This window comes from Micromonospora coxensis, assembly GCF_900090295.1.
In the GTDB taxonomy this organism is placed as follows: Bacteria; Actinomycetota; Actinomycetes; order Mycobacteriales; family Micromonosporaceae; genus Micromonospora; species Micromonospora coxensis.
This window is the reverse complement of the sequence record NZ_LT607753.1, coordinates 2,045,820-2,066,597: the sequence shown is the minus strand read 5'-3', so window position 1 is coordinate 2,066,597 and position 20,778 is coordinate 2,045,820. Positions and strand designations below refer to the sequence as shown.

17 protein-coding genes are annotated in these 20,778 nt (G+C 74.4%); 12 read left to right on the top strand and 5 right to left on the bottom strand.

Annotation, left to right across the window (positions count from 1 at the left end):
• The 5 genes from GA0070614_RS09120 (at position 1) to GA0070614_RS09100 (ending at position 6,727) form a co-directional block, all read left to right on the top strand.
• Entirely contained in the window at positions 1-1,314 is a 1,314-nt protein-coding gene (locus GA0070614_RS09120) for a deoxyguanosinetriphosphate triphosphohydrolase (RefSeq protein ID WP_088975546.1), read from the top strand.
• A 166-nt stretch (positions 1,315-1,480) separates the two neighbouring features.
• A complete protein-coding gene (locus tag GA0070614_RS09115; RefSeq protein ID WP_088975545.1) occupies positions 1,481-2,311 on the top strand; it encodes a siderophore-interacting protein in 831 nt (276 codons plus the stop codon).
• Between the two features lie 274 nt (positions 2,312-2,585).
• Positions 2,586-4,229: a BCCT family transporter gene (locus GA0070614_RS09110; protein WP_088975544.1), complete on the top strand. Its 1,644-nt coding sequence runs from the start codon at positions 2,586-2,588 to the stop codon at positions 4,227-4,229.
• Between the two features lie 87 nt (positions 4,230-4,316).
• Entirely contained in the window at positions 4,317-6,194 is a 1,878-nt protein-coding gene (gene dnaG / locus GA0070614_RS09105; RefSeq protein ID WP_088975543.1) for a DNA primase, read from the top strand.
• A complete protein-coding gene (locus GA0070614_RS09100) occupies positions 6,194-6,727 on the top strand; it encodes a hypothetical protein (protein ID WP_088975542.1) in 534 nt (177 codons plus the stop codon). The genes dnaG and GA0070614_RS09100 overlap by 1 nt, the downstream gene beginning before the upstream one ends.
• A 47-nt stretch (positions 6,728-6,774) precedes the next feature.
• Here the strand turns inward: GA0070614_RS09100 and GA0070614_RS09095 are convergent, their stop codons facing one another.
• The 5 genes from GA0070614_RS09095 to GA0070614_RS09075 all read right to left on the bottom strand — a co-directional run bounded on the left by GA0070614_RS09095 (position 6,775) and on the right by GA0070614_RS09075 (position 13,754).
• Positions 6,775-7,740, bottom strand: a complete 966-nt coding sequence (locus GA0070614_RS09095) for a TAXI family TRAP transporter solute-binding subunit (protein ID WP_088975541.1) — start codon at positions 7,738-7,740, stop codon at positions 6,775-6,777.
• Complete coding sequence (locus GA0070614_RS09090) at positions 7,737-8,129, bottom strand: roadblock/LC7 domain-containing protein (protein WP_088975540.1); 393 nt, start codon at positions 8,127-8,129, stop codon at positions 7,737-7,739. The genes GA0070614_RS09095 and GA0070614_RS09090 overlap by 4 nt, the downstream gene beginning before the upstream one ends.
• The gene (locus GA0070614_RS09085) at positions 8,126-10,558 is read right to left on the bottom strand and encodes a sensor histidine kinase (protein WP_088975539.1); all 2,433 of its coding nucleotides are present in this window, start codon (positions 10,556-10,558) and stop codon (positions 8,126-8,128) included. Before GA0070614_RS09085 ends, GA0070614_RS09090 begins: the two co-directional genes overlap by 4 nt.
• Positions 10,559-10,623: 65 nt before the next feature.
• Positions 10,624-11,643 (bottom strand): TAXI family TRAP transporter solute-binding subunit, encoded by a 1,020-nt coding sequence (locus tag GA0070614_RS09080; RefSeq protein WP_088975538.1) that lies wholly within the window; start codon positions 11,641-11,643, stop codon positions 10,624-10,626.
• Positions 11,640-13,754, bottom strand: a complete 2,115-nt coding sequence (locus GA0070614_RS09075) for a TRAP transporter permease (protein ID WP_231933672.1) — start codon at positions 13,752-13,754, stop codon at positions 11,640-11,642. The genes GA0070614_RS09080 and GA0070614_RS09075 overlap by 4 nt, the downstream gene beginning before the upstream one ends.
• Positions 13,755-14,207: 453 nt before the next feature.
• Between GA0070614_RS09075 and GA0070614_RS09070 the strand changes: the two genes are divergently transcribed.
• From GA0070614_RS09070 to GA0070614_RS09040, 7 genes are all read left to right on the top strand, one after another.
• Positions 14,208-15,140, top strand: coding sequence for an ABC transporter ATP-binding protein (locus GA0070614_RS09070; RefSeq protein ID WP_088975537.1), 933 nt, complete (start codon positions 14,208-14,210; stop codon positions 15,138-15,140).
• Between the two features lie 55 nt (positions 15,141-15,195).
• Complete coding sequence (locus tag GA0070614_RS09065; protein ID WP_157744970.1) at positions 15,196-15,738, top strand: hypothetical protein; 543 nt, start codon at positions 15,196-15,198, stop codon at positions 15,736-15,738.
• A gap of 103 nt (positions 15,739-15,841) precedes the next feature.
• Complete coding sequence (locus tag GA0070614_RS09060) at positions 15,842-16,627, top strand: ABC transporter permease (RefSeq protein WP_231933590.1); 786 nt, start codon at positions 15,842-15,844, stop codon at positions 16,625-16,627.
• Between the two features lie 9 nt (positions 16,628-16,636).
• Positions 16,637-17,446: an ABC transporter permease gene (locus tag GA0070614_RS09055; protein ID WP_088975535.1), complete on the top strand. Its 810-nt coding sequence runs from the start codon at positions 16,637-16,639 to the stop codon at positions 17,444-17,446.
• 65 nt (positions 17,447-17,511) lie between these two features.
• Positions 17,512-18,606 (top strand): YihY/virulence factor BrkB family protein, encoded by a 1,095-nt coding sequence (locus GA0070614_RS09050; protein ID WP_088975534.1) that lies wholly within the window; start codon positions 17,512-17,514, stop codon positions 18,604-18,606.
• Positions 18,607-18,775: 169 nt separating this feature from the next.
• A complete protein-coding gene (locus tag GA0070614_RS09045) occupies positions 18,776-20,029 on the top strand; it encodes a sensor histidine kinase (RefSeq protein WP_088975533.1) in 1,254 nt (417 codons plus the stop codon).
• Entirely contained in the window at positions 20,026-20,706 is a 681-nt protein-coding gene (locus GA0070614_RS09040; protein ID WP_088975532.1) for a response regulator, read from the top strand. Before GA0070614_RS09045 ends, GA0070614_RS09040 begins: the two co-directional genes overlap by 4 nt.
• The last annotated feature ends 72 nt before the right edge of the window (positions 20,707-20,778 follow it).

The following is a 20,778-nucleotide window of genomic DNA, read 5'->3' as shown; positions in this document are numbered from 1 at the left end:
GTGCCGGTCGAGCCGTCCGACGCGCCGGTCGCCGGCCCGCCCCACGACGAGCCCGCCGACGCCCGGCGCGTCCACGACGAGCCCGCCGACGCCCGGCGCTTCGTCGAGGAGACGCCGAAGGACACCGGCCACGGCCGCTCGCCGTACGAGCGGGACCGGGCCCGGGTGCTGCACTCCGCCGCCTTCCGCCGGCTCGCCGCGAAGACCCAGGTGCACGTCGCCGGGACCGACGACTTCCTGCGTACCCGGCTGACCCACTCGCTGGAGGTGGCCCAGATCGCCCGGGAGATGGGCGCCCGGCTGGGCTGCGACCCGGACGTGGTGGACACCGCCGGCCTCGCCCACGACCTCGGGCACCCGCCGTTCGGGCACAACGGCGAGGACGCCCTCGACCGGCTGGCCGCCGACTGCGGCGGGTTCGAGGGCAACGCCCAGACGCTGCGGGTGCTGACCCGGCTGGAGGCCAAGGTGCTCGGCCCGGACGGCGCGCCCGCCGGGCTGAACCTCACCCGGGCCTCGCTCGACGCGGTCAGCAAGTACCCCTGGCCCCGGCGTCCCGGGCAGCGCAAGTTCGGCGTGTACGCCGACGACCGGCCGGTCTTCGACTGGCTGCGGGCCGGCGTGCCGGACGGCGGCGCCCGTCGCTGCCTGGAGGCGCAGGTGATGGACTGGTCCGACGACGTGGCGTACTCGGTGCACGACGTCGAGGACGGCATCCACGGCGGGTACCTCTCGCTGCGCCCGCTGCTCGACGACCCGGACGAACGGGCCGCCCTCTGCGTGGACGTGGCCGCCGTGTACTCCGGCGAGTCCCCGGCCGACCTGGGCGAGGTGCTGGTCGACCTGCTCGACGAGCCGGTGCTCGCCCGCCTCGCCGGCTACGACGGCAGCCACCGCGCGCAGGTCGCGTTGAAGACGACCACCAGCGTGCTCACCGGCCGGTTCGTCGCCGGCGTGGTGGCCGCCACCCGGGAGCGGTTCGGCCCCGGCCCGCACCGCCGCTACGCCGCCGACCTGGTGGTGCCCCGCCGGATCCGGGCCCAGTGCGCCCTGCTCAAGGGGATCGCCTGGCGGTACGTGATGCGCCGGCCGGACGCCCGGGCCCGCTACGACCGGCAGCGGGAGATCCTGGCCGAACTGGTCGGCGTGCTGGCCGACCGGGCGCCCGACGCGCTCGACCCGGTCTTCGCGCCGCTGTGGCGGGCCGCCGGCTCCGACGCCGCCCGGCTGCGGGTGGTCGTCGACCAGGTCGCCTCGCTCACCGACCCGGCCGCGCTGGCCTGGCACGACCGCCTGGTCCGCTCCGGCCGCTGACCCGGCCCACCCGGCCGCTGACCCGGCCCACCCGGCCGCTGGCGCGGCGCGCCCGCCGCTGGCTGGGGGGCGCCGCCGGCTACTGGCTCGCGGCCCTGCCGCCCGCTGACGTGGCCGGCGACGGGCCCGGTGGGAGCCGCCGGCCGACTGAGGTTAGCCTAACCGTATGGCCGATCGCCCCAAGACAGTCACCTCCGCCCGGGTCGTGCGCACCGAGCGACCCACGCCGCACCTGGTCCGGGTGGTCCTCGGCGGGGAGGAGCTGGCCGGGCTGCCGGTGGGGCAGTACACCGACCACTACGTGAAGCTGCTCTTCCCGCCGGACGGGGTGACCTACCCGCACCCGGTCGACCTCGCCACCATCAAGCGGGAGTACCCGGCGGAGCAGTGGCCGCGGCTGCGCGCGTACACCGTGCGGGCCTGGGACCCGGTGGCCGGTGAGCTGACCCTCGACGTGGTGCACCACGGCGACGAGGGGCTGGCCGGACCCTGGGCGGCCCGGCTGCGCCCCGGCGACGAGGTGCTCTTCACCGGCCCCGGCGGGGCGTACGCGCCGGACCCGACGGCGGACTGGCACCTGCTGGTGGGCGACGAGAGCGCCCTGCCGGCGATCGGCGCGGCGCTGGAGCGGCTGCCGCTCGACGCCCGGGCGGTGGTCTTCGTCGAGGTGGCCGGGCCGGCGGACGAGCAGCCGCTGCCCAGCCCGGGCGCGGTGGAGCTGACCTGGCTGCACCGGGGCGACCGGCCGGTCGGCGCGGCGCTGGTCGAGGCGGTACGGGCGCTGGAGTTCCCGCCCGGCCGGGTGCACGCCTTCGTCCACGGCGAGGCCACCTTCGTCAAGGACCTGCGTCGGCTGCTGCGGGTCGAGCGGAACGTGCCCCGGGCCGACCTGTCCATCTCCGGCTACTGGCGACGCGGCATGGACGACGAGGGCTGGCGGTCGACGAAGCCGGACTGGAACCGCCAGGTGGAAGCCGACGAGGCCGTCCTCACCTGATCCACCCCCCTCCGCGCCGACCCCGCGGCCCCCGTCCCACGCCGATTGTGCAATTCGGGTCAGTTCCTGGGACGAAATGCCCCTCACGTCCCCACCGAGGCGCAAGATCGCCGAGCCGAGCCGAGCCGAGCCGGGCCGAACCGAGCCGAACCGAGCCGAACCGGGCCGGGCCGGGCCGAGCGAGGGCGTTCGGTCAGGTCGGGCGGTTCGGGTCGAGCGGGTGAGATGGGCGGATATCGCTGATGGCAGGGGCGGTCGGCGGCACGATGTGACCATGGCGGAGCGGGTGCGGGACCCGGGTCCCGGCGCGAGCCGGCGGCCCGATCCGGTGGTGCTCGCGCTGGGCGTCGGTGGAGTGGTGGCGGTCGTGCTCTGGGGCGTGTCCGCCCGTCGTTCGTTGGCCGGCTTCGGCGAGTCGGGGCTGGCCTGGGTGATCGACACCTTCGGCTGGTTCTTCGTCGTCTCGGCGGACGCCTTCCTGGTGCTCGCGGTGGTCGTCGCGGCCTCCCGGTACGGCCGGATCCGGCTGGGCGCCGACGACGACGAGCCGGAGTTCAGCACGCTGGCCTGGATCGCCATGATGTTCAGCGCCGGGATGGGGATCGGTCTCGTCTTCTTCGCGGTGGCCGAGCCGATCCAGCACTACGCCACGCCGCCGCCGGCGACCGGCATCGCGGCGCAGACCCCTGCGGCGGGGGCGGCGGCGATGCAGTACACGCTCTTCCACTGGACGCTGCACCCGTGGGGGATCTACGCCGTCACCGCGCTCGCGCTGGCCTACTCCACCTTCCGCAAGGGGCGGGACAACCGGATCTCGGCCGCGTTCCGACCGCTGCTCGGCGCGCGGGCCGACGGGGCGGCCGGTCGGGCCGTCGACCTGCTCGCCGTCTTCGCCACGGTCTTCGGCTCGGCCACCAGCCTCGGCCTCGGCGCGCTCCAGGTGGCCGCCGGTCTGGACCTGGTGGCCGGCGTACCCGACACCCGTGCGGTGGAGCTGACGGTGATCGGCGCGCTCACCCTGGCCTTCGTCGTCTCGGCCTTCTCCGGGCTGCACCGGGGGGTCAAGTGGCTCTCCACCACCAACGTCCTGCTGGCCGTGCTGCTGATGGTCTTCGTGTTCGTGGTGGGACCGACGATCTACACGCTGGAGGTGCTGCCCGCATCGGTCGGCGACTATCTGAGCAGCCTGGTGTTCATGTCCACCCGTACCGGCGCCTTCTCCGACCCGGCGTGGCTCGGATCCTGGACGATCTTCTACTGGGCCTGGTGGATCTCCTGGGCGCCGTTCGTCGGCACCTTCATCGCCCGCATCTCACGGGGGCGGACCGTACGCCAGTTCCTGGTGGGGGTGCTGCTGGTGCCCAGCGGGGCCAGCGCGGTCTGGTTCGCGGTGCTGGGGGGCAGCGCGCTGCGCGTCCAGGCCACCGGCGCCCGCGACCTCGTGGCGGACGTCGGGGCGGGCAGCGAACAGGCGCTGTTCGGCCTGTTGGAGGCGCTGCCGCTGGCGACCGTCACCAGCGTGCTGGCCATGGTCCTCATCGCGCTGTACTTCGTGACCAGCGCCGACTCGGCGTCGCTGGTGCTGGGTTCGCTCACCTCCGGCGGTGCGTTGCGCCCGCACCGGGTGCTCGTGGTGCTCTGGGGCGTGCTGATCGGGGCGGTCGCCGCCGCGCTGCTGCTCGCCGGTGGCCTGGCCGCCCTGCAACAAGCGACGATCATGGTGGCGTTGCCGTTCGTGGTGGTGATGCTCGGGCTCGCCGTGGCGCTGCTGCGCGACATGGGCCGGGACCCGGCGGTCAACCCGCAGCCGGCCCGGGCCCGCCGGTTCGGCCTGGCCGCCGCGGTGCGGGCCGCCCGGTCGTACGACGAGGAGGACCCACCACCGGTCACCCGGTGGCTGCACCGCCGTCCGCGCTGAGCCGGGGCGTTCGCCACACGCGGATCCCCCGGCCTACGGATCACCGCCGCGGCAGGGCAGGATGTAGGGCCGAGGGGGTGGCACTGAATGGCTGGGCGGATCCGGGACGAGGACATCGCGCTGGTCCGGGAGCGCACCTCCATCGCCGAGGTCATCTCGGACACGGTGACCCTCCGGTCGGCCGGCGGCGGCAACCTCAAGGGGCTCTGCCCGTTCCACGACGAGAAGAGCCCGTCGTTCAACGTCTCGCCGGCCCGCAACGTCTTCTACTGCTTCGGCTGCGGGGTCGGCGGCGACGCGATCAAGTTCCTGATGGACGCCGAGCACCTCAGCTTCGTCGAGTCCGTCGAGCGGCTCGCCGCCCGGGCCGGCCTCCAGCTGCGCTACGTGGAGGGCGACCAGGCCGCCCCGCGCCACCGCCCCCAGCAGGGGCAGAAACAGCGCCTGGTGGCCGCGCACGCCGCCGCCGTGGAGTTCTACCAGGCGCAGCTCACCACGGCCGGGGCCCGGGCGGCACGCGAGTTCCTGGCCCAGCGCGGCTTCGACCGGGCCGCCGCCGAGCGCTACGGCTGCGGCTTCGCCCCCGAGGGCTGGGACCTGCTCACCAGACACCTGCGCCAGCAGGGCTTCAGCCACGACGAGCTGGTCACCGCCGGGCTGTCCCGCCCGGCCCGCTCGGGCTCGCTGATCGACCGGTTCCGCCGCCGGCTGCTCTGGCCGATCCGTGACCTGGCCGGCGACGTGATCGGCTTCGGCGCCCGCAAGCTCTTCGACGACGACGACGGCCCGAAGTACCTCAACACCCCCGAGACGCCGATCTACAAGAAGTCGCACGTGCTCTACGGCATCGACCAGGCCAAGCGGGAGATCGCCAAGCAGGGCAAGGTGGTCGTCGTCGAGGGCTACACCGACGTGATGGCCTGCCACCTGGCCGGCGTGCCGACCGCGGTCGCCACCTGCGGCACCGCCTTCGGCGCCGACCACATCGGCGTGCTGCGCCGGCTGCTGCTGGACACCGACGCGGTGGCCGGCGAGATCATCTTCACCTTCGACGGGGACGCCGCCGGCCAGAAGGCGGCGCTGCGCGCGTTCGAGGACGACCAGCGCTTCGTGGGCCGTACCTTCATCGCGGTCAGCCCCGACAACATGGACCCGTGCGAACTGCGCCTGGCCAAGGGCGACCTCGCGGTCCGCGACCTGGTCGCCCGCCGCGAGCCGTTGGTGGACTTCGCGCTGCGCCACGTGATCAACCGGTACGACCTCGACACGGTCGACGGCCGGGTGGAGGCGATGCGCCGTGCCGCCCCCCTGGTCGCGAAGATCAAGGACCGGGAGAAGCGCCCGGAGTACGTGCGCAAGCTCGCCGGCGACCTCGGCATGGAGATCGAGCCGGTGCAGCGGGCGGTACTCGCCGCCGGCAACGCCCCGACCACCGACCGGGACGCCCCCGCGTCGGCCCGGCCCCGCGCCGCCGCCCCCGACCCGGCGGTGGACAGCCCGCAGTCGATGGTCGAGCGGGAGGCGCTGAAGCTCGCCCTCCAGGAGCCGGTGCTGGCCGGGCCGATGTTCGACGCCGTCGAGGCGCCGGAGTACCGGCACCCGGTGCACCAGGCGGTACGGGCGGCGATCGCGGCGGCCGGCGGGGCGTCGGCGGCGGCCGGCGGCGCGGTGTGGATCGAATCCGTCCGCGACGCCTGCGAGGACCTGGCCGCCCGGGCGCTCGTCGGCGAGCTGGCCGTGGAGCCGCTGCGCATCGCGGGCGAGCCCGACCCGCGCTACGTGTCGGTGACCATGGCCCGGCTCCAGTGGGGCTCGGTCACCGCCCGGATCCGGGACCTCAAATCCAAGATCCAGCGGATCAACCCGGTGAACCACAAGGACGAGTACTTCGCCCTGTTCGGGGAACTGCTCTCGCTGGAGCAGCACGCGCGGGCGCTGCGCGAGCAGGCCGCGGGAGGACTGTGATGGGACTGTTCAGCCGTAAGCCGAAGCTGCCGCCCGCCGCCCGGCCCCCGCTCGCCGCCGACGAGCGGGTGCTGGCCTGGGCCACCGCCGGCAACGGCGAGGGCGACGGCGTGGTGGTCGCCAGCAACCTCGGGCTCTGGCTGCCCGGCCGGGGGCACCGGCTGGGCTGGCACGACATCCTCAAGGCGGTCTGGTCCGGCCGTGAGCTGACCGTCACCCCGGCCGAGCCGCTGGCCGAGCGGGACGGCTACCAGGTGGTCGCCGACTGTCCCGCCGAGACGTACCTGCTGCTCGACCCGGGCGACCTGCCGCACCAGGTGCGGGCCCGGGTCACCCGCTCGGTGGCGTACACCGCGCACCACCCGGTGCCCGGCGGCGCCGGCCGGATCGCGGCCCGGCGGGTGGCCGGTGCGGACGGCCTGGCCTGGACGGTCCGGTTCGACCCGGGCACCCCGACCGACGACGAGGTGCTGGCCGAGACCGACCGGCTGGTCGCCGCCGCCCGGGTCGCCACCTCCCCGGCGGACGTCTGACCGTCCCGGTCGACGACGACCACCGGGGCGCGCCCGCGCCGCCGGGCTCAGCCGCCCTGGTAGAAGCGGGCCGCGCCCGGGTGCAGCGGGATCGGGTCGGTGCCGGCGGCGCTCTGCCGGGTGAAGTTGCCCGCCTCCGGGTGCACCCTGATCAGGTCGCCCTGGTAGGTGAAGAGCAGCCGGGTCAGGTCGTACGCGAGCTGGTCCGGCATGTCCGCGCCGACCAGCATCACGTTCGCCACCGTCACGGTCGGGGTGCCGGTGGGCGTGCGGTAGACGTCCTTCGGCAGCTCGGCGGTGGTGTACACCGAGCCGTACGTGGCGTTCAGCGGTTCGATCAGGTCGGCGATCGGCAGCAGCCGGAACGTGTCCGGGTCCCGGGAGAGCAGGTCGGCGATGCCCGGGGTGGGCAGGCCGCCGGAGAAGAACATCGCGTCGAGGCTGCCCGCCCGCATCCGCTTGACCGTCTCCGGCAGGGACAGGGTGAACCGGCGGACGTCCCGGTCCGGGTTCATCCCGGCGGCGGTCAGCAGCCGCCCGGCGATGATGTCCGTGCCGGACTTCGGCGAACCGGTGGAGACCCGCTTGCCGCGCAGCCCCGCGAAGTCCTTGATCCTGGCGTCGGTCCGGACGATCACGTGGGTGTAGTTGCTGTAGACCCGGGCCAGCGCCCGGACCGGCTGGGGCTGGTGGAAGGCGCCCCGCCCGGCGACCGCGTCGGCGGCGGTGTCGGCGAGGCTGAAGGCGATCTCCATGTCCCCGCCGGCCAACCGGGTGATGTTCTCCACCGAGGCGCCGGTCGGCTCGGCCCGCGCCTCGTACCCGGGCAGGTGCCGGCTGATCACGTCGGCGTAGCCGCCGCCGAGCTGGTAGTACACGCCGGTGGTGTTGCCGGTGGCCAGGAAGATCCGCCCGTCGTGCCAGGCCTCCGGCGCGGGCTCGGCCTGCCCGCAGCCGGCGGCGAGCACGGCGACCAGCAGCGCGGCCAGCCACCGCAGTGACCGGCGGGTCATCCCCGTACCGCCGGTTCCAGTGCCTCGGCCACCCGCTGCACCAACGTCGCCGTCTCGAAGCCGACCTGGCCGAGGTCGCAGCCGGGGGCGGCGAGCACCCCGAGCAGCGCCCGTTCGCCGACCGACATCACCAGCATCACGCCGCCGTCCATGTCGACGATCTGCTGCCGTACCCGCCCGGCGGACATCAGCCGCGCCGCGCCGACGGTGAGGCTGGCCAACCCGCTGATCACGGCGGCGAGCTGGTCCACCTGGTCGGGCGCGAGGTGGGGCGAGGCGGCCAGCCGCAGCCCGTCCTCGGATACCGCGACGGCGTGGGAGACGTCCGGCACCTGCTCGGCGAAGTTCGCCAGGAGCCAGTCGAGGCCCGGGCTCACGGGTGAGGTCATTGCTGTCTCCCAATCGATCCGTTGTGCTGGTTGCGTCGCATCGCGCTGGCCACGCCCTCGGCGAGGGCGGAGAGCCGGGCCCGCACCACCTCCGGGTCCAGCGGGTCGTCCGCCTTCCGGGGCGGCGGGGCGTGGTGCAGCCCGGTGGGCATCGCGCCGCCCCGGGTGCGCCGGGGCAGGCCCGTCCCGGTGGTCGCCGCCGGTGCGCCGGTGGGCGGGCGGGTGGGTCCGGGCGGCGGGGACGCGGCGCCCCGGGCGGCCGGCGGCCGGGACGGCGCGGCGCCCCGGCCGGGGCCGACGACCGGCAGCGAGACCGTGGGCGCGTGGTGCGCGCCGACCGGTCCGGCGAGGCCGTGCCCCGGGTACGGCGGCTCGGCCGCCCGTGCCCCGGGCATCCCGGACGGCACCGCGGTCGCGGTGGCCGGGGTGCCGGCGCGGGGCCGGAACCAGGCGGCCGACGAGGAGGGCTGGCGGTTCGGCGCGGGACGTCGGGACACCGCGTCCAGCCGGGTCAGCGCGCTCTCCGGCACCTCGACCTGGGCGATCGTGCCGTGGCCGGTGTTGTGCAGCTGGACCCGGATCCCGTGCCGGGCCGCCAGGTGGGCCACCACGTGCAGCCCCATGCTGCCGGCGGCGGCGCTGGAGAGCACGGCCGGGGCGAGCAGCCGCTCGTTGATCTGGGTGAGCCGGCTCTCGCTGATGCCGATGCCCTGGTCGTGCACGCGCAGGGTGAGCCCGTCGACGGTACGGCGACCGTCCACGTGCACCGGTGCGTGCGGCGGTGAGTAGTTGGTGGCGTTCTCCAGCAGCTCGGCGAGGAGGTGGACCAGGTAGCCCACCGCGGAGCCGTGCACCGCGGCGGGTGGCACGTCGATCTCGACCCGGGTGTAGTCCTCGATCTCCGAGGCGGCGGCGCGGACCACGTCGGCCAGCAGGTGGTCGCCCTCGTGCGCGCGGCCGGGCTCGCCACCGGCGAGGACCAGCAGGTTCTCCCCGTTGCGGCGCATCCGGGCGGCGAGGTGGTCGAGGGCGAAGAGCCGGGCCAGCGCGTCCGGGTCGGTCTCCTCGCGTTCGAACTCGTCGAGCAGCCGCAGCTGCCGGGTGATCAGCGTCCGGATCCGCCGGGCCAGCGCCTCGGCCATCCGGGTCACGTCCAACCGCAGCTCCGCCTGTTCACCGGCGAGCCGCAACGCCGCCCGGTTCACCGTGTCGAACGCCTCGGCCACCTGGGCGACCTCGTCGCGTCCCTGCCGGATGCCGGCGGTGAGCCGGGTGGCCGCGCCCTCGGCGGGGGTGCCCTCGCCGGAGGCGATCGCGGTGATCCGCTCGGGCAGCTCGGTGTGGGCCATGGTCAGCGCCGCGACCCGCAGCCGGCGCAGCCGGCGGCTGGTACGTACCGCGAGCAGCGCGGCGGCCAGCAGCGCGGCGGCGGCCACCGCGGTGGTCGCGCCACCGGTGAGCAGGGCCCGCCGCCGGGCGTCCGCGGCCAGGGTGGCGGCCTGCCGGTCCAACTCCTCGGAGAGTTCCCGGCCGAGGAGGTTGTAGCGGCGGATCATGCCGCTCTGCGCGACGAACCAGGCGTCGCCGTCGACCTTCAGCGCGGCCGGCAGGGTCTCGCCGTTGACGGCGCTGTCGCGCATCCGCTGCGCGCTCGACACGTCCGAGCCGGACATCAACCGGACGTACGCGGCCTGCGCCTCGTCGTCGGCGATCCGGGAGAACTCCGCCTGGCGCTGCTCCTGCGCGCCGCGCAGCTGGCCGAGCCGGACCAACTCGCCCGGCGCCAGCTCGCCGCGGACGAAGACCGCCCGGATCAGGTCGCGTTCCAGCGAGGCCAGGTGCTCCTGGGCGGCGACCGCCGCGACCTCCCGCGCCGCGTTGGCCAGGTCGGTGTCGCGGAGCTGGGCCGGCAGGGCGTCGGCGACGGAGAGCAGGGACTCGACCAGCGCCACGTAGGTCGAGTCGACGTCCCCGGACTCGGTCACCGCGCGGCGGGCCGGGTCGAGCCGGTAGAGGTGGTCGTCGGCGGCTTCGAGCGCGCCACCGAGGTCCGGCGCGGCGCGGCGGGCGTCCCGGCTGGCCGTGCGGTACCGCTCGACGGCGGCGTCCACCCGCCGCCGCTGCGCGTCGACGAGCGGGCGACCGCTGGTGCCGCCGCGCTGACGCAGGGCGGCGGTCTCGCCGAGTTCGCGTTCGAGTTCGTGCACCAGGCGCACGGTCGCGGTGGCGGTGCCGGCGAGGACGCGGGCGCGGTCGGCGTCGGCGGAGGCGTCCAGTGCGGTGCCGGTCTGGGTGGCGCCGAGCACCACCAGGCCGAGGGTGGCCACCAGGATGGGCGCGAGGAGTTGGGTGCGGACCGACCAGAGCTGGTCGGTGTGGTCGCTGGGCCGGTTGTGCCGGCGTACACGGGCCGGGCGGGGGAGCGGCACGGGGTCTCCCGGTGGTGGTCGGGGGCGCCGGGTCCGGGCGGTGGGCCCGGACCCGGCGCCGTGGGTCAGCTCGCGCCGAGGTCCTGCAGGGCCTTGGCCGCGCCGCGGTGCATCGGGACGGGGTCGGTCTTGCGGGCGTTGTTCAGGTCGATGCCCTTGGCCGCCGGGTTGGCCTGGGCCAGGGCGTCCTTCTTCTCGAAGACCGTGCGGGTGATCGCGCAGGCGACGTCGGCGTCGAGGTTCTTGCGGACCAGCAGCACGTTCGGCACCACGATGGTCGGGGTGTCCGCCGCCGTCTTGTAGATGTCCGCCTTGATGGTGCCGGCCTGGTACGCCGGGTTGAGTTCGGTCATCTTCGGCAGCAGCGGGGTGATGTCGATGAACTTCACCTTGTCGCCGGCGGTGGTGAAGAGGTCGGTCACGCCGCCGGTGGGTACGCCACCGGACCAGAAGAACCCGTCGACGCTGCCGTCCTTGACCCCTTCGACGGTCTTGGTCAGGTCGAGGCGCTGCGCCTGGATGTCCTTCTCCGGGTCCAGGCCGGCGGCGGTGAGCAGGCGGTTGGCGATGACCTCGGTGCCGGACTTCGGGGAGCCGGTGGAGATCTTCTTGCCCTTCATGTCGGCGACCGAGTTGATGCCGGAGTCGGCCCGGACGACCACCTGCGTGTAGTTGTCGTAGATCCGGGCCAGCGCCTCGACCGGTTGCGGCGCGGTGAAGCTGCCCTTGCCCTGCACCGCGTTGACGGCGGTGTCGAAGAGGGAGAAGGCGACGTCGTACTGGCCGGCGACGAGCTGTTCGATGTTCTGCACGGAGGCGCCGGTCTCGGCGGCGGTGCCGGTGAGCTTGCCGTCGGTGCTGGCCGCGAGCTGTCCGGCGAGGGCGTTGCCGACCACGTAGTAGACGCCGGTGGCGTTGCCGGTGGCGATGCCGACCCGGGTGTTCTCGGTGACCTTGCAGGTGACCTCGCTGGCCGCGTCGTCCTTCGCCGCGCCGTCCTGACGGCCCCCGCAACCGGCGGCTCCCGCCGCGACGAGGGCGAGCGCCCCCACTCCGGCGGCGATCCGCACGTTGATCCGTCTCACTGAATGTCCTCCCCAGGGTGTCCGGATGGAACTGCCCGCGGCGCGCCGGTCCGGCCGGCGGCGCCGCGTCGTACGAGCGCACCCCCCACCATCAGGGCGGCCAGGACCGCGCCGACCGTGACGGGTACGGGTTCGAGCCAGAGCAGCGTCAGCCCGGCGAGCGCGCCGACGAGCCGCTCCGGTGTGCCGACCGGGCCGACGCCGGGCAGCCAGCCGCCCGCCGCCACGGCCAGCACGGCCACGCCGATCGCGGTGACCACGCCGGCCACCGCGATCCGTTGCGGGCCGCCGATGCCGAGCAGCCCGAGCCCGGTCGGGGTGATCACGAAGGCGAGCGGGATGAGGTAGGCCGGCAGGGCGTACCGCAGGGTCTGCCACATGGTCGGCACCAGCCGGCCGCCGGTGACCGCGGCGGCGGCCACCGCGGCGAGCGCGGTCGGCGGGGAGACCTCGGACAGCACCGCGAAGTAGAAGACGAACATGGCCGCGGCGGGCGCGGCGACGCCGAGGTCGAGCAGGGCCGGGCCGATGATCACCCAGCCGATGACGAAGGAGGCGGTGACCGGCACGGCCAGCCCGAGCAGGGTGAGCGCGACGGCGGCGAGCAGCGCGGTCAGCGCCAGCACCACGGCCGGGTCGGAGCTGACCGCCTGCGCCCCGCTGATCAGCAGCGCCGCCGCCTGCGGGCCGAGGCCGGTCTTGGTGGTGGTCGCGGTGATGATGCCGGCGGCGGCGCAGACCGCGCTGACCGCCAGCACCCCGCGTACCCCGGAGCTGAGCGCCTGGACCAGCCGGGCCGGGGTGAGCCGGTGCCGGCGGTCCAGGAAGGAGAGCGCGGCGGCGAGGACGGTGGCGCCGACGACGGCCTTCGTCGCGGAGAGGCCGAGGGCGAGCAGCCCGGTGATCACCAGCAGGGAGAGGAAGTGGTAGCCGAATCGGCCGAGCAGCCGCCACGGGGAGGTGGTGTCGATGACCACCGGCCGGACCCCGGAGCGTCGGGCGTCGATCTCCACCGAGAGCAGGATGCCGAGGTAGTAGAGGACCGTCGGGACGGTCGCCCAGCCGAGCACCTGCAGGTACGACACGCCCAGGTACTCGGCGATGATGAAGGCGGCCGCGCCGAGGGTGGGTGGGGAGAGGATCGCCCCGACGCCGGCGGCGGCGAGCATCCCGCCGGCGCGTTCGGCCGGGTAGCCGGCCTTGCGCAGGACCGGCCAGGTGACCGCGCCGATGCTGACCGTCGTCGCGGCGCCCGAGCCGGAGACGGTGCCGAGCAGGAAGCCGGAGGCGACGGCGGTGCGCCCGGCGGCGGTGCGGGAGCGGCGGAAGGCGGCGGCGGAGAGTTCCACGAAGAACCGGCCCGCGCCGGAGAGGTCGAGCACCGCGCCGTAGATGGTGAACAGCACGATGTACGAGGCCGCGACGTCGAGCGGGGTGCCGTAGAAGCCGCTGTCGGAGTTGTAGAAGGCGTCGACCAGTTGGCCGAAGTCGAGCCCGGCGTGGGCCACCGGCAGGGACTGCGGCAGCAGCCCGCCGTAGTAGCCGTAGCCGAGGAAGAGCAGGCAGACCGCCGGCAGGATCCAGCCGGTGGTGCGCCGGCACGCCTCCAGCAGCAGGAGCAGCAGCACGGTGCCCATCGCGACGTCGAGTGGCGTGAGCAGGCCCTGCCGGTCCAGGAAGGCGTCGTACCCGCCACCGGCGCCCCCGATCGTGACCGGCAGCACCGGGTAGAGGCAGCTGACCAGTGCCGCGCCGGCCAGCACCCAGTCCGGGCCGGTGGGGCGGGTCCGGTCCGCGCCGGGCCGCCGCTCGCCGGTCGGCGTACGCCGCCACGGCAGCGGCAGGTCCGCCGGGTACGCCAGGAACACCATGGGCAGCACGCCGGCCAGGAAAATGATCAGGTAGTACTTGCTGCCCTGCGAGAGCGGGGCGAAGACCTGCACGAGCGCGAGCAGCGCGACCGCCACGGTGGCGCCGGTGAGCAGCAGTCCGATCGGTCCGGTGATGGTGCGGCCCGGTTTCTCGTCCTCGAATTGCGCGGCGAGTTCCCGCGGATCCGGAGTGGCCGGACGGGCCGGATCGCGCGGCGCGTCCTCGGCGGGCAGTGGCACCGGGGCGTCGTCCACCGTGGCGCCCGTACCGCCGGGGCCGGGGTGCGGCGACTGCGGGTCGGGACCGTCGGAGGAACGTACGGATGACACGAGGGGGGACGATACGCGAATGGCGTACACCATGGAACATTGCCGAAAGTCATTGCGGTCGGTAATGGGAAGGGCTTGTCAATTACTCTGAGAGAGCACAATTAAGGAGGGTTTCAGCAAGCGAGTGGGCGGTAATGGTTGACAATAGGGGGACGGGGCGCGCAGACCGAAAAGGATCTGTCCACTTTGGTGTTCTTTGCCCTGCGGTGAGGCGGGGGCGTCCCCTTGAGGGCGCAGCGTCTCAATTGCATTACAGCGGTCACGCTCGGTAGCTGTAGCTACCGTCCGTGTCGGCCCCCGTGCCCCTTGTCGCGGATGTCGAAATGCCTCGTGGTTGTCGTAGGCCCCCGGTACGGTCGGCCGGTGAGCAGTGCGGCACCACTCATCCGGGCCCGGGGGCTGGTGAAGCGGTTCGGCGACTTCACCGCCGTGGACGGCATCGACGTGGAGGTACGCCCCGGCGAGGCCTTCGGCTTCCTCGGTCCCAACGGCGCCGGCAAGTCCTCCACCATGCGCATGATCGGGTGCATCTCCCCGCCCAGCGGCGGCGAGCTGCGCATCCTCGGCATGGACCCGGTCCGCGACGGCCCCGCCATCCGGGCCCGCCTCGGCGTCTGCCCCCAGCTGGACAACCTCGATCCCGAGCTGACCGTCCGGGAGAACCTCACCACCTACGCCCGCTACTTCGGCGTCCCGCGCTCCACCGCCCGCCGACGCGCCGCCGAGCTGCTCGACTTCGTGCAGCTCACCGAGCGGGCCGACAGCCGCGTCGAGCCGCTCTCCGGCGGGATGAAGCGCCGGCTGACCATCGCCCGCGCGCTGGTCAACGAGCCGGAGATCGTGCTGCTCGACGAGCCGACCACCGGGCTCGACCCGCAGGCCCGGCACCTCGTCTGGGAGCGGCTGTTCCGGCTCAAGCAGGAGGGGGTCACCCTCGTGCTGACCACCCACTACATGGACGAGGCCGAGCAGCTCTGCGACCGGCTGGTGGTGATGGACGGCGGCCGGATCGTGGCCGAGGGATCGCCCCGCGCCCTGATCGAGCGGCACTCCACCCGCGAGGTGCTGGAGCTGCGCTTCGCGGCCGAGTCGCAGGAGGCGTTCGCCGGCAAGCTGGACGGCCTCGGGGAGCGGGTGGAGGTGCTGCCCGACCGGGTCCTGCTCTACGTCGGCGACGGGGACGCCGCGCTGGCGCAGGTGGAGGCGCGCGGCCTGACGCCGGCCGCCGTGCTGGTCCGGCGCAGCAGCCTGGAGGACGTCTTCCTGCACCTCACCGGTCGCACCCTGGTCGACTGAGCAGGTCCGGCCGGTACGCGTAGCATCGGCGGCCGGAACGGGGGAGGGGTCGACTGTGGATGTGCGATCGCGGCGTCAGGCGGGTCTGACGGCGCTCATTCTGGGTGTCTTCGCGACGATCTGGTTCAGCGTGCCGGCGGCCGGGCAGCCGCTGCGGACTTTGCTCGTGGTCGCCAGCGGCGCGGCGCTGCTGACCGCCCTGGGCGGCGCGGCCGTCGTGCTGCGGGCCGGCCGCGCGGCGGCGGCCCTGCCCCGGGACCGTCGCGCCGACCGGAGGTACGGGATCATCGTCGCCGCCGAGTTCGCCGCCGCGGCGCTCGGCGCGGCGCTGCTCTCCGCCGCCGGGTGGGGCGAGTACGTCCCGGTGCTGATCTGCGCGGTGGTCGGCGTGCACTTCGTGCCGCTCGCCCCGGTGCTGCGCGACCGCATGCTGGTGCCGCTCGCGGTGGCGATGTGCCTGGTGGCGCTGGCCGGGCTGGTGGTCGCGCTCGTCTCGTCGACCTCGGCGGGGCTGGTCGTCGGCACCGGCGCGGGGCTGGTGCTCTGGGGGTACGCGCTGCTCGCGCTGCTGCGTGTCGTGCGCGCCGGGGACCGGTGAATCCGCGCGACACCCCGGCGCGGGCGACCGTAGGGTGGGTCGGGCCTGTCGTACCCCCGGGGTAGGAAGGCCGGGTGGTGACGGCGGCGGGGCGGAGGTCGAGGTGAGCGTGGCGCAGCGGTCGCGGCCGGCGGTGCCCGCGCTGGCCGTGCTCGCCCACTACCTGACCGGCTACCGCCGCACCTGGCGGGCCGGGATCTTCTCGTCCTTCCTGCTGCCGACGCTCACCGTGGTCGGCTTCGGCGTCGGCGTCGGCGCGTACGTCGACCGGGGCGTCGACGGGGTGCCCTACCTCGACTGGATCGTGCCGGGGCTGCTCGCCTCCACCGCCGTGCAGGTGGCCATCGGCGAGTCCACCTGGCCGGTGTTCAGCAACTTCCAGTGGACCCGGACGTACTTCGCGCAGGGCTCGGCGCCGCTGCGCGTCGGCGACATCCTCGCCGGCCACCTGGGCTTCGTGCTGTTCCGGGTGCTCACCGCCAGCGTCGCGTTCCTACTGGTGACAGCGCTGTTCGGGGCGCTGGCCTCACCGTGGGCGGTGCTCGCCCTGCCGGTGGTGGCGCTGCTCTGCCTGGCGGTGGCCGCGCCCACCTTCGCGTACGCCGCCGCCGTGTCCAGCGACAGTTGGCTGGCCATGCTGTTCCGCTTCGCGGTCATCCCGATGACGCTCTTCGCGGGGGTCTTCTTCCCGGTCGAGTCGCTGCCCGCCGCGCTGCGCCCGCTGGCGTACGCGACGCCGCTCTGGCACGCGGTGGACCTGTGCCGGGCGGCGACGCTGGGCGTGCCCCCGCAGTCCTCCGCCGTCGGCCACCTGCTCTACCTCGCCGCCTGGGCGGCGGTCGGCTGGGTGCTGGCGGTGCGCCTCTTCCGCCGCCGGCTCGTGGTCTAGGAGCCGCACATGGTCACTCTCGTCCTGCCCCGGTTGCTCGACACCTCCGGCACGGTCCGCCGATCCGCCTCGATGGTGGAGCGCAACGTGGCCGCGCTCAAGTCGGTCTACTGGCTGCTGCTCATCTCCGGCTTCGTCGAGCCGGTGCTCTACCTGCTCTCGATCGGCGTCGGGGTGGGCCGGCTGATCGACGGCTTCACCCTGCCCGACGGCCGGGTGGTGGAGTACGCCGTGTTCGTCGCCCCGGCCATGCTCGCCGCGTCCGCGATGACCGGTGCGCTGGCCGAGACCACCTTCAACTTCTTCGGCAAGTTCAAGTACCAGAAGCTCTACGACGGGATCATCGCCACCCCGGTGCGCCCGTTCGAGATCGCGCTGGGGGAGCTGTCCTGGGCGATGGTGCGCGGCTCGGCGTACTCGGCGGCCTTCCTCGCGGTGATGGTGGCGATGGACCTGACCACCGTCGGACGGGCGCTGCTGGCCTTCCCGGCGGCGGTGCTGACCGGCTTCGCCTTCGGCTCCGCCGGCATGGCGCTCTCCACCTTCATGCGCAGCTGGCAGGACTTCGACCTGATGGGCTCGGCGCAGTTCACCCTCTTCCTGTTCAGCGGCACCTTCGTCCCCGCCGAGGCGTACCCTGCGGCGCTGCGCTGGCTGGTCGAGGTGACCCCGCTCTACCGCGCGGTGCACCTGCTGCGCGACGTCTGCGTCGGCGGGGGCGGCTGGTGGTGGCTGGCCGACGTGCTCTACCTGCTGGCGCTGACCGCGCTCGGGCTGACGGTGGCGTCCCGGCGGATGGTGGGCCTGCTCTACAAGTGAGGGGTTAACGTCCGGCCCGGTCGGGGCATGTCGAGGGGGACACCGCCGATCACGAGGAGGGGCGCATGGCCTCCGACGAGACATCCGCCCGCACCGGGCGCGACCGCGACGACCTGGGCACGCTGCCCACCCGGCCCCGGGTGGACGAGCGGGCCGGGTCCGGGCGGTCGGACCGGGACGTGCACCGCGGGCCGGTCGGCCCCGACGACGGCCCGGACAGCCCGACCGATCTGCCCGGCTCGGGCTGGAAGGCGGCGTTGAAGCGCACGCTCAAGGAGTTCCAGGACGACAGCCTGACCGACTGGGCCGCCGCCCTGACCTACTACGGCGTGCTCTCCATCTTCCCCGGCCTGCTGGTGCTGATCTCCCTGCTCGGCCTGCTGGGCGACCGGGCCACCACCGGCGTCAAGGACACCGTCAACCAGGCGGTCCCGGAGGAGAACATCCGCCGGATCATCGAAGGGGCGATCGACCAGGCGGGCGCCTCCGGCGGGCTGGCCAGCATCGCCGCGATCATCGGTCTGCTCGCCGCCTTCTGGTCCGCGTCCGGCTACATCGCCGCCTTCATGCGCGCCTCGAACACGATCTACGACGTGCCGGAGGGCCGGCCGATCTGGAAGACCCTGCCGATCCGGCTCGGGGTGACCGCCGTGATCGGCGTGATGCTGCTGGCCTGCGCGGTGATCGTGGTCTTCACCGGCGGCTTCGCCGAGCAGGTGGGCAGCGCGATCGGGGTCGGCTCGACCGCGGTGACGGTGTGGAACATCGCCAAGTGGCCGGTGCTGCTGCTCCTGGTCAGCCTGATGTTCGCCATCCTCTACTGGGCCTCGCCGAACGCCCGCCACGGCGGCTTCCGCTGGGTGAGCCCCGGCGGCATCCTGGCCGTGGTGATCTGGCTGGTCATCTCCGGCCTGTTCGCGCTCTACGTCAGCAACTTCGGGTCCTACAACAAGACCTACGGCGCCCTGGCCGGCGTGATCGTCTTCCTGGTCTGGCTCTGGCTGAGCAACATCGCCATCCTGCTCGGCGCCGAGTTCGACGCGGAGCTGGAGCGTGGTCGGGCGATCTCCGCCGGCCACTCGCCGGAGGAGGAGCCGTACGTCGAGCTGCGCGACGACCGCAAGCTCAAGAAGAAGCGCAACGCCGCGGGCAAGCGCTGACCCTGCCCGCTCCCGTACCGCCCCGCCGCTCTCCCCGCGGCGGGGCGGTACGGCTGTGCGGGGCCCGGGACACCGCGGCCACCGGCCGGTCCGGCTCCTCGGCAGCGGTGCGGGACGGCCCGGCGATGCGCCGGGTGACTCACCCGGCGGCTGCCGTACGTTGGGCCGCATGGGACGCCTCGCACAGTGGCGTCGGGTCGCGCGGGCGCACCCGGCGGTGGCCGACGCGGTGCTCGCCGTCGCGCTGTTCGTGGCGAGCCTGCTGCCGCTGAGCCCGCCCGGCGGGCCGCCCCGGGTCCCGCTCACCGCCGGCGGGGTGCTGCTCGCCGCCCTCGGCTGCGGGGCGTTGACGCTGCGTCGGCGCCACCCGTTGCCGGTGCTCGCCGTGACCACCGTCGCCGTGGTGCTGGGGCAGCTCACCGGCCTGGCCCGGGGGCCCTTCGTGCTCGTCGTGGCGATCGCCGCGTACACGGTCGCCACCCGGACCGACCGGCGGACCGCCGCGGCGGCCGGCGCGGCCAGCGCGCTGGCGGTCGGAGTCGCGGCCGTGGTCACCCTCGGCGTGCCCTGGCTCGACCCGGCCGTGGTGGTGCTGCTGCTCTGGTTCGGCGTCGCGGTGGCCTTCGGCGACGCGGTGCGCAGCCGGCGGGCGTACGTGGCGGTGCTGGAGGAACGGGCCCGCCGGGCCGAGCAGACCCGGGAGGAGGAGGCGCTGCGGCGGGTCGCCGAGGAGCGCCTGCGCATCGCCCGGGAGCTGCACGACGTGGTCGCCCACCACATCGCGCTGATCAACGTGCAGGCCGGGGTGGCCGGGCATCTGCTGCGCGGGCAGCCCGACGCGGCCGAGGAGGCGCTCGGGCACGTCCGGGCCGCCGGCCGGACCGTCCTCGACGAGCTGGCCACCCTGCTCGGTGTGCTGCGCGGCGCCGAGGAGCCCGACGCGCCGACCGAGCCCGCCCCGAGCCTCAACCGGCTGGACGCGCTGGTGGAGGGGTTCAGCTCCGGGCAGCCGGTGCGGTGGACCGTGGCCGGCCAACCCCGGCCGCTGCCCACGGCGGTGGACGTCGCGGCGTACCGGATCATCCAGGAGTCGCTGACCAACGCGCACCGGCACGCGCCGGGCGCGGCCGTCGCGGTCCGCCTGCGCTACGACCCCGACGGCGTCACCATCGAGGTACGCGACGACGGCACCCCGCAGCCGGCCGGAGCGGACGGCGGCGCCGTGCCCGGCGGCGACACCGGATCCGGCAGCGCGCTCGGCACCGCCACGACCGCCGACGTGCGACCCGGCACCGGCCTCGGCCTGCTCGGGATGCGCGAGCGCGCCGAGACGGTCGGCGGCACCTTCGCCGCCGGCCCGCGCCCCGGCGGGGGCTGGCTGGTCCGCGCCGAGCTGCCCGCCCCGGAGGAGGAGGCCGAGTGACGATCCGGGTGCTGCTCGCCGACGACCAGAAACTGCTGCGGGCCGGGTTCCGGGTGCTCATCGACTCCGCCGCCGACCTGGTGGTCGTCGGGGAGGCGGCCACCGGGCGGGAGGCCGTCGAGCTGGCCCGCGCCACCCGCGCCGACGTGGTGCTGATGGACGTGCGGATGCCCGAGATGGACGGGTTGGCCGCCACCGCCGCGATCACCGCCGACGAGGACCTGGCCGGGGTACGGGTGCTCATCCTGACCACCTTCGAGGTCGACGAGTACGTCTTCCAGGCGCTGCGCGCCGGAGCCAGCGGCTTCCTCGGCAAGGGGGTGGAGCCGGCCGAGCTGCTCGACGCCATCCGTACCGTCGCGGCCGGGGACGCCCTGTTGTCCCCGAAGGCCACCCGTGGGCTGATCGCCCGGTTCCTGGCCCAGCCGGAGCCGGAGCCGCAGGCCGGCCCCGAGCGGCTGCGGGTGCTCACCGAACGGGAGCGGGAGGTGGTCACGCTGGTGGCGGCGGGACTGTCCAACGAGCAGATCGCCGAGCGGCTGGTGGTCTCCCCGCTGACCGCCAAGACCCACGTCAACCGGGCGATGATGAAGCTGGGTGCCCGGGACCGGGCCCAGCTCGTCGTCATCGCGTACCAGAGCGGGCTGGTCCGGGTCACGCCGCCGCCGGCCCGCTGAGCACACCTGCCGGCGCGGTAGCCGCCCGGCCCGGATACCGCGGTCGCGGTACGCGCGATTGTCTGCGCCCGG